16 protein-coding genes are annotated in these 13,780 nt (G+C 63.1%); 8 read left to right on the forward strand and 8 right to left on the reverse strand.

The genetic code is table 11. From position 1 onward, the window contains the following. Position 1: 1 nt before the first annotated feature. Entirely contained in the window at positions 2–1,300 is a 1,299-nt protein-coding gene (locus NK8_RS26720; protein WP_225936514.1) for an NtaA/DmoA family FMN-dependent monooxygenase, read from the reverse strand. A 176-nt stretch (positions 1,301–1,476) separates the two neighbouring features. On the opposite strand from NK8_RS26720, the gene NK8_RS26725 reads away from it, so the two are divergent. Further along, on the forward strand, positions 1,477–1,836 hold the full coding sequence (locus tag NK8_RS26725) for a DUF6072 family protein (RefSeq protein ID WP_213232705.1): 360 nt from the start codon (positions 1,477–1,479) through the stop codon (positions 1,834–1,836). 109 nt (positions 1,837–1,945) lie between these two features. Here the strand turns inward: NK8_RS26725 and NK8_RS26730 are convergent, their stop codons facing one another. Continuing rightward, complete coding sequence (locus NK8_RS26730) at positions 1,946–2,641, reverse strand: cyclopropane-fatty-acyl-phospholipid synthase family protein (RefSeq protein ID WP_213232707.1); 696 nt, start codon at positions 2,639–2,641, stop codon at positions 1,946–1,948. Positions 2,642–2,826: 185 nt separating this feature from the next. Between NK8_RS26730 and NK8_RS26735 the strand changes: the two genes are divergently transcribed. Then, positions 2,827–3,840: a prohibitin family protein gene (locus NK8_RS26735; protein WP_225936480.1), complete on the forward strand. Its 1,014-nt coding sequence runs from the start codon at positions 2,827–2,829 to the stop codon at positions 3,838–3,840. Positions 3,841–3,862: 22 nt separating this feature from the next. Further along, positions 3,863–4,066 (forward strand): hypothetical protein, encoded by a 204-nt coding sequence (locus tag NK8_RS26740; RefSeq protein ID WP_162070090.1) that lies wholly within the window; start codon positions 3,863–3,865, stop codon positions 4,064–4,066. Here the strand turns inward: NK8_RS26740 and NK8_RS26745 are convergent. After that, positions 4,063–4,656 (reverse strand): TMEM175 family protein, encoded by a 594-nt coding sequence (locus NK8_RS26745; RefSeq protein ID WP_162070089.1) that lies wholly within the window; start codon positions 4,654–4,656, stop codon positions 4,063–4,065. The two genes, NK8_RS26740 and NK8_RS26745, sit on opposite strands and share 4 nt — an antisense overlap. A gap of 116 nt (positions 4,657–4,772) precedes the next feature. Between NK8_RS26745 and NK8_RS26750 the strand changes: the two genes are divergently transcribed. The 5 genes from NK8_RS26750 to NK8_RS26770 all read left to right on the forward strand — a co-directional run bounded on the left by NK8_RS26750 (position 4,773) and on the right by NK8_RS26770 (position 9,621). After that, positions 4,773–5,330, forward strand: coding sequence for a VC0807 family protein (locus NK8_RS26750; protein ID WP_213232710.1), 558 nt, complete (start codon positions 4,773–4,775; stop codon positions 5,328–5,330). A gap of 114 nt (positions 5,331–5,444) precedes the next feature. Next, positions 5,445–6,164 (forward strand): FadR/GntR family transcriptional regulator, encoded by a 720-nt coding sequence (locus NK8_RS26755; RefSeq protein ID WP_213232712.1) that lies wholly within the window; start codon positions 5,445–5,447, stop codon positions 6,162–6,164. A gap of 104 nt (positions 6,165–6,268) precedes the next feature. Further along, positions 6,269–7,036, forward strand: a complete 768-nt coding sequence (locus NK8_RS26760) for an SDR family oxidoreductase (protein WP_213232714.1) — start codon at positions 6,269–6,271, stop codon at positions 7,034–7,036. Between the two features lie 13 nt (positions 7,037–7,049). After that, positions 7,050–8,369, forward strand: coding sequence for an MFS transporter (locus tag NK8_RS26765; protein ID WP_213232716.1), 1,320 nt, complete (start codon positions 7,050–7,052; stop codon positions 8,367–8,369). A gap of 4 nt (positions 8,370–8,373) precedes the next feature. After that, on the forward strand, positions 8,374–9,621 hold the full coding sequence (locus NK8_RS26770) for an enolase C-terminal domain-like protein (RefSeq protein ID WP_213232718.1): 1,248 nt from the start codon (positions 8,374–8,376) through the stop codon (positions 9,619–9,621). On the opposite strand, the gene NK8_RS26775 is transcribed toward NK8_RS26770, so the two are convergent. From NK8_RS26775 to NK8_RS26795, 5 genes are read right to left on the reverse strand one after another with little or no spacing between them, the layout of a single operon-like run. Then, a complete protein-coding gene (locus NK8_RS26775) occupies positions 9,574–10,533 on the reverse strand; it encodes an MxaL protein (protein WP_213232720.1) in 960 nt (319 codons plus the stop codon). The genes NK8_RS26770 and NK8_RS26775 overlap by 48 nt on opposite strands. Further along, entirely contained in the window at positions 10,530–11,075 is a 546-nt protein-coding gene (locus NK8_RS26780) for an MxaL protein (protein ID WP_213232721.1), read from the reverse strand. The genes NK8_RS26775 and NK8_RS26780 overlap by 4 nt, the downstream gene beginning before the upstream one ends. Continuing rightward, positions 11,072–12,052: a VWA domain-containing protein gene (locus tag NK8_RS26785; protein ID WP_213232722.1), complete on the reverse strand. Its 981-nt coding sequence runs from the start codon at positions 12,050–12,052 to the stop codon at positions 11,072–11,074. The genes NK8_RS26780 and NK8_RS26785 overlap by 4 nt, the downstream gene beginning before the upstream one ends. Before the next feature lie 5 nt (positions 12,053–12,057). Then, positions 12,058–12,918 (reverse strand): hypothetical protein, encoded by an 861-nt coding sequence (locus tag NK8_RS26790; protein WP_213232723.1) that lies wholly within the window; start codon positions 12,916–12,918, stop codon positions 12,058–12,060. After that, positions 12,915–13,778, reverse strand: a complete 864-nt coding sequence (locus tag NK8_RS26795) for a DUF58 domain-containing protein (RefSeq protein ID WP_162070079.1) — start codon at positions 13,776–13,778, stop codon at positions 12,915–12,917. Before NK8_RS26795 ends, NK8_RS26790 begins: the two co-directional genes overlap by 4 nt. Positions 13,779–13,780 lie beyond the last annotated feature (2 nt).

The raw sequence follows: 13,780 nt of genomic DNA on the forward strand, positions 1-13,780 counted from the left end.
GTCAGTGATCCTGATGATGACTGGCTACGAGTCCGCGCGCGCGCAACTCGGGAATGACGGCGCGGCCAAATTCCTCGAAGGTGCCGGGGAAATGCGTCGGCGTGATGACGAAGCCGTCGCAGCAGTCTTCGAACAAGGCTTGCAGTTGATCGGCGATGTCAACCGCCGTGCCGACGAGACGCGGCGTGCCCGTGCTGCCCGACAGAGCGATGGCGGCCTCGTCGACGCTGACGTCCGGCTTCGTGTCGAGCAGCTTCGCGAGCCACGCCAGCGTGCCGCCAGCGTCGACCGCGGGCCGCCTGTGCTGGCTTTCGAGAATCGGCTGCAGCGGCGCATCGCCGGACACGTCTGACAGATCGAGGCCCAGCATCGCGGCCAGATAGCTTCTCGCCGCGTCCGGCGCGACGAGCGTGTCGAGATGCGCGGCGCGAGCCTCGGCGATATCGCGCGTTTCACCGATCACGGGCTGCACGGCGGCCATCAGGCGGATGTCCTGCGGCGAGCGGCCCATGCGCGCGGCGCGCGCCCGGACGTCGTCACGCAACTCGCGCATGGCGGCGGGCTCGTTCTGGATGGCGAAGATGACTTCCGCCCAGCGCGCCGCGAAGTCCCGGCCTCGGGGCGACACGCCGGCGGCCATCAGCGTCGGATTTTCCCGATAAGGCAAGGTCAACGGGCCGCGTATGTCGAAGTGACGGCCTTTGTGATCGATCTGACGGATCTTGTCGGCGCGGGCATAGACGCCCGATTTCTTGTCGGCGACGAGCGCGCCTTCATCCCACGAAGACCAGAGGTCGTTACAGACCGTCAGCACTTCTTCGGCGCGCTCATACAGATCGCTGTGATCGAGCGATGTCAGATGCGCGAAGTTGATGGCATTGCTCGCTCCCGCCGAGGTCACGATATTCCATGCCATGCGACCATGACTGAAATGATTCAGTGTACTAAGCGTTCTGGCGAGATGATACGGTTCCATGAAGGTGGTCGACAGCGTGACCGTGAACCTGAGCCGCCGTGTTACGCCGATCATCGGTGAAACGAGCAGCGCGGGATCGTGACGGAGCGCGCCGCTCGCGCCACGGCTCGTCATCGTTTGCCAGACGCCGTCATCGCCCATTGGAACGGCGAGCGACTCCGGCACGAAAGCATAGTCATAGCCGTAGCGATCGAGGCTGCGAGCGAGGTTTTCGTAGAGCTCGCGATCGCAGAAATCGGTTTCGCTATAGGGATGGCGCCACATTGCGCCGAAGTGGCTGCCCGGAGTAAGCACATACGCCGAAAGAAGCATGTGCCGGCGCATCACGACACGGCTCCGGTTGCCGTGTCACACATTTGCGATGCCTTTATGCGATCATTTCCACCAGGGATCATGACGACCATGCGACACCACCTTTTTACTGGTAGTCACCAGAATTTCTGCGTATATTGTTCTAGTGTGATTGAAGTTGTCAATTAAGTTTCCCTGAGGGTAATGACATGAAAGACAACATTGCAGTCGCCGAAACTCCTCATACGGAAAAAATTACAAGCGACACGCCCGCTGTGGTCCGCAGCACGAGTCCGGCCACCAATGGCGTCAAGCTCGTGGGTGAAGCATTCGTTCCCGGCGCGAGTCTGTTGATGGACGGAAACGTCGTCAACGGGGCCGCGCATGTCGCCGCTGGCATCGGCATCAAGATGTTGTTCGGGCCGGTGGGTCTGCTGCTCGCAGCGGCCGATTCCTACTCGAAATCGGTGACCGACAAATACCTGTGGAATCACGTCAGCGATCTGGTCGACAAGGCCAAGGAAACCCGCAGGGCGAGAGCCGAGGCGGCACGTCCGCCGGCGGAATGAAGCCTGCCTGATTCACTGCCGGTAACACCACAAGCATCACTGAGCATTTTTCCTTCAGATGCGCTCGAAGCAATCCATACGCGCGTCTGAAGGAGTTCGTACGCTCGTCTCAATGCTCGAGTCGCTGGAAGACCCGAAGCTCGTGCCCATAGATCAGGCGGGGAATGAACTCATCATGCACGAGAGCGAGCTGGTGATCGCGGGCCCAGGCTTCCACAGCGCCTTCGGGGACCTGCTCCACCCACTCGCGCGTAAATACGTAATCGTCGATGTTATGAGCGAGGCGTCGCCCGCCCGGGCGCGCGGTCATGTCCTTGTACAGAAAGATGCCGCCTGGCCTGACACGATGGACGGCGGCTGCAAATACATCGCGCCTGTCCGGCGGCGGAACGTGATGGAGGACATCGATCATCGCGACGATATCGAACGGCCCTTCGGGCGCGTGGGCGACGGACCGGATATGTTCGAACGTCAGCATGTCCTGCGCGCCGAGCCGCTGCGCGGCGGCGCGCGCCGATTCCAGCGGCGGCGCCATGACGTCGCAACCCACGCCGCGCCGGATCTTCTTTGTCGCGGCGAGCACCGCGAGCAGGGAGCCCGCGCCGCAGCCGACGTCGAGCATATCGGCGCCGTCGCGGACGAATTGCAGCAGCTTGTCGTAAGGGCAGACATACGGGCGAATCGCGCTCAGCCATCGCAATGGCGTGGGCGTGTCGCAATAGGCCGCGTAGAAGAAACGCCGCAATTGCGCGGGCGTTGCCGAGGCGTCTATGGAGGGGATGGAAGCAGATGCGGGAGCGAGCATTTCTATCCGGGGGTGTCGTCCGATCTTGCGCTCGATGTTACTATGCAAACACTTCTTGCGCCGCCAATTTATCCGAATTCTTCGTTCTCCGCACGAGTTGATGCCAGATGAGCACAGCGGATCCAGTCGATGACGATGCTTCCGAACCTCAAAAGCATCGCGTAGTCAGGCACGTCCGGTATCGGATGAGCCGCAGCGAAAAGTTCATTGCGGTGTCGCTGATCGTCGGCGTCATCGTGCTTGCGCTGATTCCCTTTGTGTTCATCATCATTCCGGCGGGGCACGTCGGCGTGCTGTATCGCTTGCTCAGACACGGTACCGAGACGAACTTCGTCTATCACGAAGGGCTCAATGTCAAGTGGCCGTTTGATCGGATCTACACCTACGAAGTCAGGACCAAGACGCTCGACGAAAGCGTCCACGCGCTCGCCCGGGACGGACTCAGCGTCCAGGTCGAGATTTCGGTTCTGTATCGCCCGGTGCCGGATAACGCGGGAAAGCTGCATCAGGAAGTCGGCTATGAATATGTCGACCGCGTGGTGCGGCCGATTTCGCTCGGCGCCGTGCGCGATATCATCGGCAAGAGCGATCCGCATGATCTGTATCGCATCAACGTCGAAGAACTGGAAGGCCGCATACTCGAAAAGATGCACGGGTCGCCGGCTGCGGCAGGGCTCATTTTCTTCGAGCGCGTTGTCGTGCGCGATCTCGATCTGCCGACAACCGTGAACGACTCGATCAACCGAAAGCTCACGGAAGAGCAGAATGCGCAGGCCTATCAGTTCCTGATCGCGCAGGCGAAAGATGAAGCGGAGCGCAAGAGGATCGAAGCTATCGGCATTCAGACTTTCTATTCCATCGTCGCCAATTCGCTGACGCCTCAATTGCTGACATGGCGAGGCATCGAAGCGACCGTGCAGTTGTCCAATTCCAGTAACTCGAAGATCGTCGTCGTGGGCGGCGGGAAGGATCAGCTCCCGTTGATTCTCGGGAGCGATATTGCCAAACAGCCGGATCTGCCTGCTCCCAAGCCAGTGGACCCGCAGTCGCATCAGCTTCCGCAATGGCATGAGCTTCCGAAGCTTTTCCCCAACGCGGGCGATGGAAGTTCGGGTGCTGAAAACAGTGGCGGCAGCACGGGTTCAGGCAATGACAGGAATCTTTCTCAGGCCGCCAGCCCCGGCGTGAAGAAACCTTGATTCGATTTCGGGAGGCGCCATCATGATCGTCATTCCAACCTTCGTTTATGTCGTGCTTTGCCTGCTCGTCGCTTATCGTGGCCGGCGCACGCATATCGGTTATCTCGGCAGCTTTCTTCTGAGCCTGTTCCTTACGCCGGTTATCGTGTTCGTGGGATTGCTGCTGCTGACGCCATCGCCGGAGAATGTCGAGATTGTCTATCGCGGGGACAAGCAGAAGGTTTAGCGTGCTGGACGATTGCGCAGGAACGGATCAGGACGGCAATACAGAATAAGAAAGGAAGCGAGCAATCCGAGCCGAAAGAGCGGCGGCATGATCACGACCAAGGCGGATATGAAGAATACCGTCAGCATGATCCACGCCCTGAACCACTGCCACCTTCGGGGATAAACGTCAGCTCTGTTCTCTCGATGATGGGAATAGCTTTCCCACATCAGGACCATATAGGTGCCCTGCACCAGAAGAAACACGAGCGCATAGAGCGTGAGCGGAAAGGTGGCCATTTCGCTTTCAGCGAGCCAGGCCGTGGTAAATGGAATGAAAGATATCGCGAACAGGTTGGCGAAATTGGCCAGTGCCAGCGTGCCGGTCAGATGCTGAGCGTGCCGGAGCACAGCGTGATGGTTCAACCAGACCACGGCGACAAATGCATAACTCACCGCATAGCTGACGAGATCCGGCCATAGGCTCAGCAACGCGCGCAAATCGTGACCCGTCGGCGGTTTGAATGCCAGCACCATGACGGTGATGATGACGGCAAAGATTCCGTCGGAGAGCGCATAAAAGCGCGCCAGTCGGTCTTCGGCTTTGATCATGATGTCAGTGGCTTTATCACGGACCTTCACCATATTATTCGACAGGCGTCAGGTCTGCGCGAAACCGGTCCGACGCTGCGACGATTCACGGTGACAACCGCCACGGAGCCGTTTCAGTGCGCTACGCGCTTGCGTTCCTCGTCAATGTGATCCTGCCTTGGGTCGCTTATCGACTCGCACTGCCGGGTCTCGGCACAGAAGGCGCGCTCCTGGCTTCAGCCGTGCCGCTCTGTATCTGGCTTTGCGTCGACCTTGCCCGTTTTTCCCATTTCGATGCCCTGAGCGCGATCGTACTGGCCGGCATTCTGATCTCCACTTGCGTGCTTGCGCTGAAACCCGCGAACTGGCTTCTGCAATCGCGTGCGCCACTGGTCAGCGGCACCATCGGCGTGTTGTTTCTGCTTTCGCTCCTGTTACGTCGCCCGCTCGTGTTTTACCTTGCGCGCTCGACGCTCTCGCGCGAGCGCCAGGGCCGCGAACGCGAATTCGACGCGATGTGGCAGAACCGCCCGCAACTCGTGCGATCGATTCGGCTGATGACGGCCGTCTGGGGCATCGGCCTCGTGAGCGAGAACGCGTTGCGACTGTGGGTGGTCAATTCGATCGACGTCGAACACGCCGGACGTGATTCGAACTGGATCGGATACGCCTGCTACGGCGGACTGACGGTCTAGACGATGCTCTATCGCCGCATGTATCTGCGCAGACAGCAGGGTCAACCCTGATTGTTCCGATGCGCCGTGCTCTGATACCTTCAACATCATACGTATGATCTAGAAGAAAATCCGATGCCAACCTTGCACCGGCAAGTGCTGAACCAGATGGGCGAGCAGATCTGCGCGGGTAAATTCGCGCCGGGCGAGATTCTGCCCGCCGAAGACGAACTCGCAGAACTGATGCAGGTAAGCCGCATCACGATTCGCGAGACGATGAAGTCGCTGTCCGCGAAGGGCATGCTCCAGGTGAGACGACGTCACGGCACGATCGTGCTGCCGCGCTCAAGCTGGCAGTTGTTCGATCCCGACGTCATCACATGGCGCGCGCGCGCCGGCACGGTCGACGCCGATCTCATCCGCGACCTGATGGAATTGCGCACGATCATCGAGCCGAACGCCGCCAAGCTCGCGGCAAAGCGCGCGACACCGGAAGACCGCGTTGCGGTGCGTCGCGCGTTCAGGGCGATGGAGCGCGCCGTCGCGGGGCAAGGCGAGTACGTGCCCGCGGATCTCGCGTTTCACGGCGCGATCCTCACCGCGTGCCACAACCAGTTCGTTCAGCAGATGCAAAACGCGCTCTCCGCGATCCTGCGCACGAGCTTCGAGTTGAGCTCGGAGATCGAGGGCGGCCCGGCGCGCTCGCTGCCGATGCACGAAGCGTTGTGCATCGCCATCGAGCAAGGCGATGCATCCGCTGCCGAGCAGGCCGTGCTCACGCTGATCGAACGCGCGGAAAAGGACTTCGACGATCGCGCGATGCTCAATCGCACCGCGAACGACAAGCCTCTGTAGCAGCGCGTCTCCGATACGCAATTGAAGGACCGCAGCCTCGAAAAGAGGTCGCGCGGGCGCGCTCGCGTCCGCGTTTTTGAATGTATCTGATCAGGGAAACACGCATGAACAAGTTGTTCGATCTCAATGGCCGCACGGCGCTCGTCACGGGCTCGGCGCGCGGCATCGGCTACGCACTCGTGGAAGGGCTCGCGGCGGCGGGTGCGCGCGTCATCGTCAACGGCACGAAGGCCGATACCGTCGACGCCGCGGTGAGCCGCCTGCAGGCGCAAGGCTTCCATGCGCGCGGCCGGGCCTTCGACGTCACCGATGAATCGTCCGTCGCCGCCGCCTTCGCGGCATGGGACGCGGAGGGCATCGAGGTGGACATCGTCGTGAACAACGCGGGCATCCAGTTCCGCAAGCCGATGATCGAACTCGCGCTCGCCGACTGGCAACGCGTGATCGATACCAATCTGACGAGCGCGTTCATCGTCGCCAGGGAGGCGGCGCGGCGCATGATCGAGCGCAAGCGCGGCGGCAAGATCATCAACATCGGCTCGCTGACGAGCGAAGGCGCGCGCGCCACCGTCGCGCCTTACACGGCCGCGAAGGGCGGCATCAAGATGCTCACGCGCGCGATGAGCGCCGAATGGGCGCCCTTCGACATTCAGGCGAACGCGATCGGCCCCGGCTACATCCTCACCGACATGAATCAGGCGCTCGTCGATAACGCGAGCTTCGACGCATGGGTGAAGAGCAGCAACCCGTCGCAACGCTGGGGCAAGCCCGAAGAACTCGTCGGCACGGCGGTGTATCTCGCGTCGCCCGCATCGAGCTATGTGAACGGACAGATCATTTACGTCGATGGCGGCTGGCTCGCCGTCCTTTGACATCGGAGATATTATGGATAACTTAAAGACGGTAGCGCCGCAAAGATGGTGGCATCTCATGCCGATCATCTTCATCACGTACAGCCTCGCTTATCTGGATCGCGCGAACTACGGCTTCGCGGCGGCGGCGGGCATCGACAAGGACCTGGGCATCACGCCCGCGACTTCATCGCTGATCGGCTCGCTGTTCTTCCTCGGCTACTGCCTGTTTCAGGTGCCCGGCGCGATCTACGCGCAGAAGAACAGCGTCAAGAAACTGATCTTCGCGAGCCTGATCCTGTGGGGCGTGTGCGCCGCCGCAACCGGCATGGTCAGCAACATTCCGATGCTGATGACGCTGCGTTTCGTGCTCGGCATCGTCGAGGCGGCGGTGATGCCGTCGATGCTCATGTACATCAGCCGATGGTTCACGCGCACCGAACGCTCGCGCGCGAACACGTTCCTGATTCTCGGCAATCCGGTGACGGTGCTGTGGATGTCGATCGTGTCCGGCTACCTCGTGCGCAACTTCGGCTGGCGCGAGATGTTCGTGATCGAAGGCGTGCCTGCGGTTTTGTGGGCCATCGTGTGGTGGTTCACGGTGAAGGATCGTCCGGCCGACGCGCCGTGGATGAGCGACAAGGAGAAAGCCGATTTCGACGCGATCCTCAAGTCCGAGCAGGCGCATATCGCGCCGGTGCGCGACTACAAGGCGGCGTTCCGTTCGTCGATCGTGCTCAAATGCTGCGCGATTCATGCGTTGTGGAGCATCGGCGTGTACGGGTTCATCATGTGGCTGCCTTCGATTCTGAAGTCGGCATCGAAGACGATCGATATCGTATCGGTCGGCTGGCTCTCCGCCGTGCCGTATCTCGCGGCCATCGTGCTGATGCTGATCGCGTCGTATCTGTCGGACAAGACGCGCAATCGCAAGCTCTTCGTGTGGCCCCTGCTGTTGGTCGGCATGATCGCGTTCGTCGGGTCCTATCTCGTCGGAAGCTCGAATTTCTGGCTGTCGTTCGGCTTGCTCGTGATCGCGGGCGCGACGATGTATGCGCCGTACGGACCGTTCTTCGCGCTCGTGCCCGAACTGATTCCGAGCAACGTGCTGGGCGGCGCGATCGGTCTGATCAACGCATGTGGCGCGCTCGGCGCGTTCCTCGGCGCGTGGCTGGTCGGTTATCTGAATGGAGCGACGGGAAGTCCTTCGGCATCCTACGTGTTCATGGCTGCGGCGTTGCTCGCGGCGGTCGTCCTCATGATGCTGGTGCCCGCGCAGTCGGGCCAGCGCTCGACACCCAGGGGAGGCGCGGGCACGAAGTCCGATGCCGTGTCTTCCGCTCTCGTGGATTAACGCAATGGCAACGCTCATCACCGACGTCAAAGTCATTCTGACCGCGCCGGAAGGCATCAATCTCATCGTCGTCAGGGTCGAGACGAATCAGCCCGGTTTGTATGGGCTCGGCTGCGCGACGTTCGCTTACCGTCATCTCGCGGTCAAGTGTCTGATCGAGGAATACTTGCGGCCTTTGCTCATCGGACGCGATGCCGAAGCGATCGAAGAGCTGTGGCAGCTGATGCATCAGAACGCATACTGGCGCAATGGTCCGATCGAAAACAACGCCATTTCAGGCGTCGATATGGCGTTGTGGGATATCAAGGGCAAGCAGGCGAACATGCCGCTGTATCAGTTGTTCGGCGGCAAGGTGCGCGAAGGCGTGCCGATCTATCGTCATGCCGATGGCCGCGATCTGAACGAACTGTGCGAGAACATCCAGCGCTATCGTGAGCAGGGCATCACGCATATCCGCTGTCAGAGCGGCGGTTATGGCGGCGGCGCGTTCGGCCGCGCGCCGTCCCATGCGCCCGAAGGCGCGGCGGACGGTATCTATCTCGACAGCCGCAAGTACATCCGCGAAACGCTCAAACTGTTCGATGGCATCCGCAGCAAGATCGGCTTCGATGTCGCGTTATGTCATGACGTGCACGAGCGCCTCAAGCCCATCGAAGCGATTCGTTTTGCGCGGGAACTCGAACCCTACGACCTGTTCTTTCTCGAAGATGCGATCGCGCTCGAAGAGGGCGAGTGGATGCGCCAGTTGCGCGAGAAGACCACGACACCGCTGGCGCAGGGCGAGCTCTTCAACAATCCGTACGAGTGGCGTTTTCTGATCACGGAACGTCTGATCGATTTCATCCGCGTGCATCTGAGTCAGATCGGCGGCATCACGGCGGGACGCAAGCTGCAGATTTTCGCGGAGCAGTTCGGCGTACGCACCGCGTGGCATGGTCCGGGCGATATGTCGCCGCTCGCGCATGCGGCGAACATTCATATCGATCTCGCGTCGCGTAATTTCGGCGTGCAGGAATGGTCGGGCACGGAGCCGCCGAACTTCGTCATCCAGGAGCTCAAAGGACCGCGCGAGGCATTGCTCGATGTGTTCCCCGGGCTGCCGCAGTTTCGCAACGGTTTCGTCTACGCGAACGACAAGCCGGGGCTCGGCGTCGATCTCGACGAGACCGAAGCGGCGAAGTATCCGTGCGAGCGCGACGTCACGCTATGGACGCAAACGCGTTTGATGGACGGCGGGCTGCAAACGCCTTGAGCGTATGCGGGCGGGCGCCGGCAGGAAGCGCCACACGAGCAGCGCGAGAGCAAGCCCTGCCGGTGCCCAGTTCAGACTGGTCGGCACGCGGTCGCGGTGCGCGTAACGCTCGTCCATCATCGCCGCGACCAGATCTTGCGGCGCGCGCAATCGGCGATAGTCGAACGCAACCTGCTGCGCGATCGACGACAGATAACGCTCACGCAACTCGGACAGTTCCTCGTGGCTTTCGACGCCCGCGCCCGCGCGCGATTGCGGCGGCACCTGAATCACGTCATCCGCGCGCCAGTAGCCGATGCGCTTGCCGTCCCGGTCGGTGCGCGGAATCGGCGCGGGCTGATCGCCGCCGACGCCGATCAGCCAGCCCTTCACCTGGCCGCGCGGGATATCGGTCACGCGCTGATCGCCGGGCAGGACCGGCGGCGCTTCCTGCCCGTCCGTGAAGAACAGAATGCTCGCATCATGTCCTATGCTCGTCGCCGTGCGCACGGCCGCATAAACGCCGCCTTCGGCCACGCGGCTCCAGTTGGTCCAGCGCATGTCGCCGCCGATACTGTCCAGCGAAGCGAGCAGCGCATCGAAATTGGCGCAGACCTCGATCGGCGGAACGAGCAGCAACGTGCTCTGTCCCGTGAAGATGTTCCAGCCTATCTTCGATCCGCACGGCAAACGCTCCAGACCTTCCCGCATGGCCGCGCGCGCGAAGTCGAGCCTGCTGATCGGCGTGCTTCCCGTGCCGACATCCTCGACATCCATGCTTTGCGTGATGTCGAACGTGACGATGTAGCTGTACACGTTGCGCTGAAACATCACATCGGGCATCCAGACCGCGGCGGCAAGCAGGGGCACGGCCGCGACGATGGCCCAGTTTCGCCGTTTCAGGAACGCGAGCGTCGCAGCGATGGCGCTCATGGCAGATCATCGCTTTGCGCGCCTCGCAGTTTCACCGTCGAGCGCTTCTTGACTTCCGCGTCCTCCTGATCGCCGGGCGTTTCGGGTGCGAGCCACAGCGCGCGTTCGAGGTTGTAGCGCGCGTCCCAGTCGTCGGGCATCAGCCGCAGCGCCGCGCGATAGCGCTCCTTGGCTTGCTCGAGCAGCGGCAGCGAACGGATCGGACCCGCGCCGTCCGCACCGGCCGCTTCGCGCAAATGCATGTTGCCGAGATCGAACAGCGCTGCGGCTTGTATCGCGTGATCGTCGGGCTGCGTGACGAGCGCATCGAAGAGCCGTTGCGCTTCGTTCGGCCGTCCCGCTTTCGCGAGCGACACCGCGCGCGCGAGCCGCACTTCGGGCGCGTCGTCACGCTGCTGTGCGGCAGGGCCATTGGCCGTGACTGCGTTCAGCGCCGCCGCGACGGCTTGCGCGTGCCGCAGCATTGCCCAGTCGTAAGCGGCCATCGCGGCGAAGCAGAGCGCTGCTGCGCCGAATGCGAGGTGAACGGCGCCGCGCCTCATGACCAGCTCCGTACCTGAACGAGCCGCAGCGCCAGCAGCGCCGCGCACGCGAACAGCGCGAGCGCGAAGCACAGCGTGCTGCAATCCTGCCGTGGCAGGCGCTCCTCGAATGTGACGACCGCGCTGTGCTGCCGGTCGATGTCCGACATCGCCGTGGCCATCGCTGCTGCGTCTTCCGCCTGATACAGCCGGTAAGGCGACGAAAGTCCCTGAAAATAGCGATGCAGTTCCGCTTCCTCGGACTGATCGTCGGCGAGAGCGGGCTTCGTGAGATCGGGACTGTAGACGCCGCTTCGCAGATAGACGAAGTACAGCGCGACACCATTGCGCGCCAGGCCGCCGCTGATGGCGGCGCGCGCGTCGGCATCGAGATGCGCGCCGCCGTCGGAGACCAGTACGATGGCGCGGCGGCCGGCGTAGCTGTGTCCATCGAACTGACGGATTGCGGCGATCAGGCCGCGGTCGAGGCGCGTGTCCGGCGTGCCGCGGCCGATCGCCGTGCCCGACAGCGCCGCGTCGATGATCCGGTGATTCGCCGTGAACGGCACGGCGAGAACGGGGCTGATGCCGAACATCATGAAGGCGAGCCGGTCGTCCGGCCGTCCGGCGACGAAGCGTTCGAGCGCATGGCGCGCCACGGCGTTCTTCGTTTGACCGCGCGGCTCGGCGACGGGCGTCCTCGACATCACGCCATCCATGCTCGCGCTGCGGTCCATCAGAATCAGGATCTCGGACGCGGTGCCGGTGCGCATGACCTGAACATGCGAGCGCCCCGGACCCGCCAGACCGAAGACGATGGCGAGCAGCGCCAGCATCGCGCACAGGCGTCGCCCATGTTCGATCGCCGCGCCGATGGCATCGCGCGGCAGCCAGTCGATCGACGAATAAGAGAATGCCTCCGCTGGCCTCGGCAGCAAGGGTAGAAGCGCGAGCGGCAGCATGAGCAGGAGCCAGGGCCGGAGGAAATCGACAGGCATGACCGTCAGCGCCTCTTCTCGGCCTGATACAGCGCTCGCGCGAACTCGCGCAGGGCGAACGGCGTCGATGCGCCGTCGCGATTGAAGAAGCGCTGCTGCGAGCTTGCATAGAACGCTTCGACGCGCGACCGGAGCGCTTCGAGATACGGCGCGCGCGCGAGCAGCGCGTGCAGCGACGTGGCGTGAACGACCTGACCGGCGGCTTCGTCGAGCGCGCGATGCAGATGGAGCCATGCTCGGTCGCTGGCGTCGATGTCGCGTGTATCGAGCGTGCGAATCGCCTGCCATGCGCGGGCGAAGGGCAGCCGTCGCGCGTCCTCGCGCCTGCGCCACGATGCCCACGCGGCCCAGCCTGCCAGCGTGACGAAGAGGAGCGCGAGCCACGCCCGCATGCGGCGACGCGGTTCCACTTGATCCGGCGGCGCGACGATGCGGTCCGGCCTCAGCGGCTGAAGATCGCCCGCGCGGAATGACGCGCGCGGCGTCAGGGGCGCGACGCTGATCGGCCACGCGGCCACATGCAGCGTTGCGCCGTTGGCCGCCGCGAGTTCGAATGCGGGCAGTTCGGCTTGCGTGAGCGTCTGCGCGGCGTTGACGATCTGATAGTCGATGACCATCCACGAGCGGCCTTGCGCATCCTTCTCGATGCGCGGCGCGCGGCGTTCGAGCCACACGCCGACGCGTCCCGCCGATGGCATCGGCAGGTCGCCATCGATGGGAAGGAGCACGCGTTGTGTCAGCACATCGCCGAGAACGTGGCCGAATGCGCGCGGTTGCTCGACGATGGCATCCTGCGCGTGGCAAGGGCCATTCAGCGCGACAATCATCGCGACGATGGCCATACGCACGGCCCGGCCGCGTCTCATGCGGCGCTTTCCAGAAAGTGGCGGGACAGCGCTTCGGCATCGAACGCGCCTTCGACGAAGAACGGATGCGCGCCGCGCCTGCCAAGCGCCGCTTTCAGTTCGACGCGGCGCCTCGCGACATTCTCGCGCCACTGTTCGACCATGCGCGGCCGCAGCCAGAGCGTCCGCTTGCCGCCGGTTTCCATGTCGCGCACCGGCAGGAACCGGCCCGCGTCCGGCGGCTCGATTTCGGCCTTGTCCCAGATCACGATAGGCACGACGCGGGCGCTGACGAGGCGGTCCAGCGCCGCGTCGAGGCGCGTAAGCGGCCAATGAAAATCCGATACCAGAAAGACCAGCCCGCGACGGCCCGCAAGACGGTCGAGCGTGCGCGCAAGACCCGCGTCGCCATTTGCCGTGTGGGGTGACGGTACGCAATGGCGCAACAGCGCCGCCATTTCGTCGCCGGCGGCGCGGCCGTGCCGGGGCGGCACGAAAAGGTCCTCGCGCGCTTCGTGATCGAACCCGAGCATGCCGACCTGATCGCCGGCCCGGAATGCGCTATAGCCCAGCGCCTCGACGAAATCGGCGGCGAGATCGAGCTTCGTGCGATCCGTGCCGAAGCGCATCGACGCGGACACGTCGACGATCACCTGTACCGGCACCGCGACGCGCTGCAGATGCAGGCGCACGAGCCACTGCTGCGGCACCGACCGCTGGCTCGCGCGCAGATCCAGCCTGCGGGGATCGGGATGATCGAACAGGCGCGCGTGCATGGCGAATTCCTGTCCCGCGCCGAAGCTCGTCCCCGGATGCGAACCGGGCCTGAAGCCGCGCGCGCGTCCCGGCAGTCGATAGTGGAATTCGACCGGATCTTTCATGA

Source organism: Caballeronia sp. NK8, from assembly GCF_018408855.1.
In the GTDB taxonomy this organism is placed as follows: Bacteria; Pseudomonadota; Gammaproteobacteria; order Burkholderiales; family Burkholderiaceae; genus Caballeronia.

What these genes read in the sequence shown, in the direction of transcription:
- NK8_RS26785 (WP_213232722.1), bottom strand. Translation starts at nt 12,052, where the DNA reads ATGCCTGTCGATTTCCTCCGGCCCTGGCTCCTGCTCATGCTGCCGCTC.
- NK8_RS26790 (WP_213232723.1), bottom strand. Translation starts at nt 12,918, where the DNA reads ATGAGACGCGGCCGGGCCGTGCGTATGGCCATCGTCGCGATGATTGTC.
- NK8_RS26720 (WP_225936514.1), bottom strand. Translation starts at nt 1,300, where the DNA reads ATGCGCCGGCACATGCTTCTTTCGGCGTATGTGCTTACTCCGGGCAGC.
- NK8_RS26725 (WP_213232705.1), top strand. Translation starts at nt 1,477, where the DNA reads ATGAAAGACAACATTGCAGTCGCCGAAACTCCTCATACGGAAAAAATT.
- NK8_RS26780 (WP_213232721.1), bottom strand. Translation starts at nt 11,075, where the DNA reads ATGAGGCGCGGCGCCGTTCACCTCGCATTCGGCGCAGCAGCGCTCTGC.
- NK8_RS26760 (WP_213232714.1), top strand. Translation starts at nt 6,269, where the DNA reads ATGAACAAGTTGTTCGATCTCAATGGCCGCACGGCGCTCGTCACGGGC.
- NK8_RS26730 (WP_213232707.1), bottom strand. Translation starts at nt 2,641, where the DNA reads ATGCTCGCTCCCGCATCTGCTTCCATCCCCTCCATAGACGCCTCGGCA.
- NK8_RS26765 (WP_213232716.1), top strand. Translation starts at nt 7,050, where the DNA reads ATGGATAACTTAAAGACGGTAGCGCCGCAAAGATGGTGGCATCTCATG.
- NK8_RS26740 (WP_162070090.1), top strand. Translation starts at nt 3,863, where the DNA reads ATGATCGTCATTCCAACCTTCGTTTATGTCGTGCTTTGCCTGCTCGTC.
- NK8_RS26775 (WP_213232720.1), bottom strand. Translation starts at nt 10,533, where the DNA reads ATGAGCGCCATCGCTGCGACGCTCGCGTTCCTGAAACGGCGAAACTGG.
- NK8_RS26795 (WP_162070079.1), bottom strand. Translation starts at nt 13,778, where the DNA reads ATGAAAGATCCGGTCGAATTCCACTATCGACTGCCGGGACGCGCGCGC.
- NK8_RS26755 (WP_213232712.1), top strand. Translation starts at nt 5,445, where the DNA reads ATGCCAACCTTGCACCGGCAAGTGCTGAACCAGATGGGCGAGCAGATC.
- NK8_RS26735 (WP_225936480.1), top strand. Translation starts at nt 2,827, where the DNA reads ATGAGCCGCAGCGAAAAGTTCATTGCGGTGTCGCTGATCGTCGGCGTC.
- NK8_RS26770 (WP_213232718.1), top strand. Translation starts at nt 8,374, where the DNA reads ATGGCAACGCTCATCACCGACGTCAAAGTCATTCTGACCGCGCCGGAA.
- NK8_RS26745 (WP_162070089.1), bottom strand. Translation starts at nt 4,656, where the DNA reads ATGATCAAAGCCGAAGACCGACTGGCGCGCTTTTATGCGCTCTCCGAC.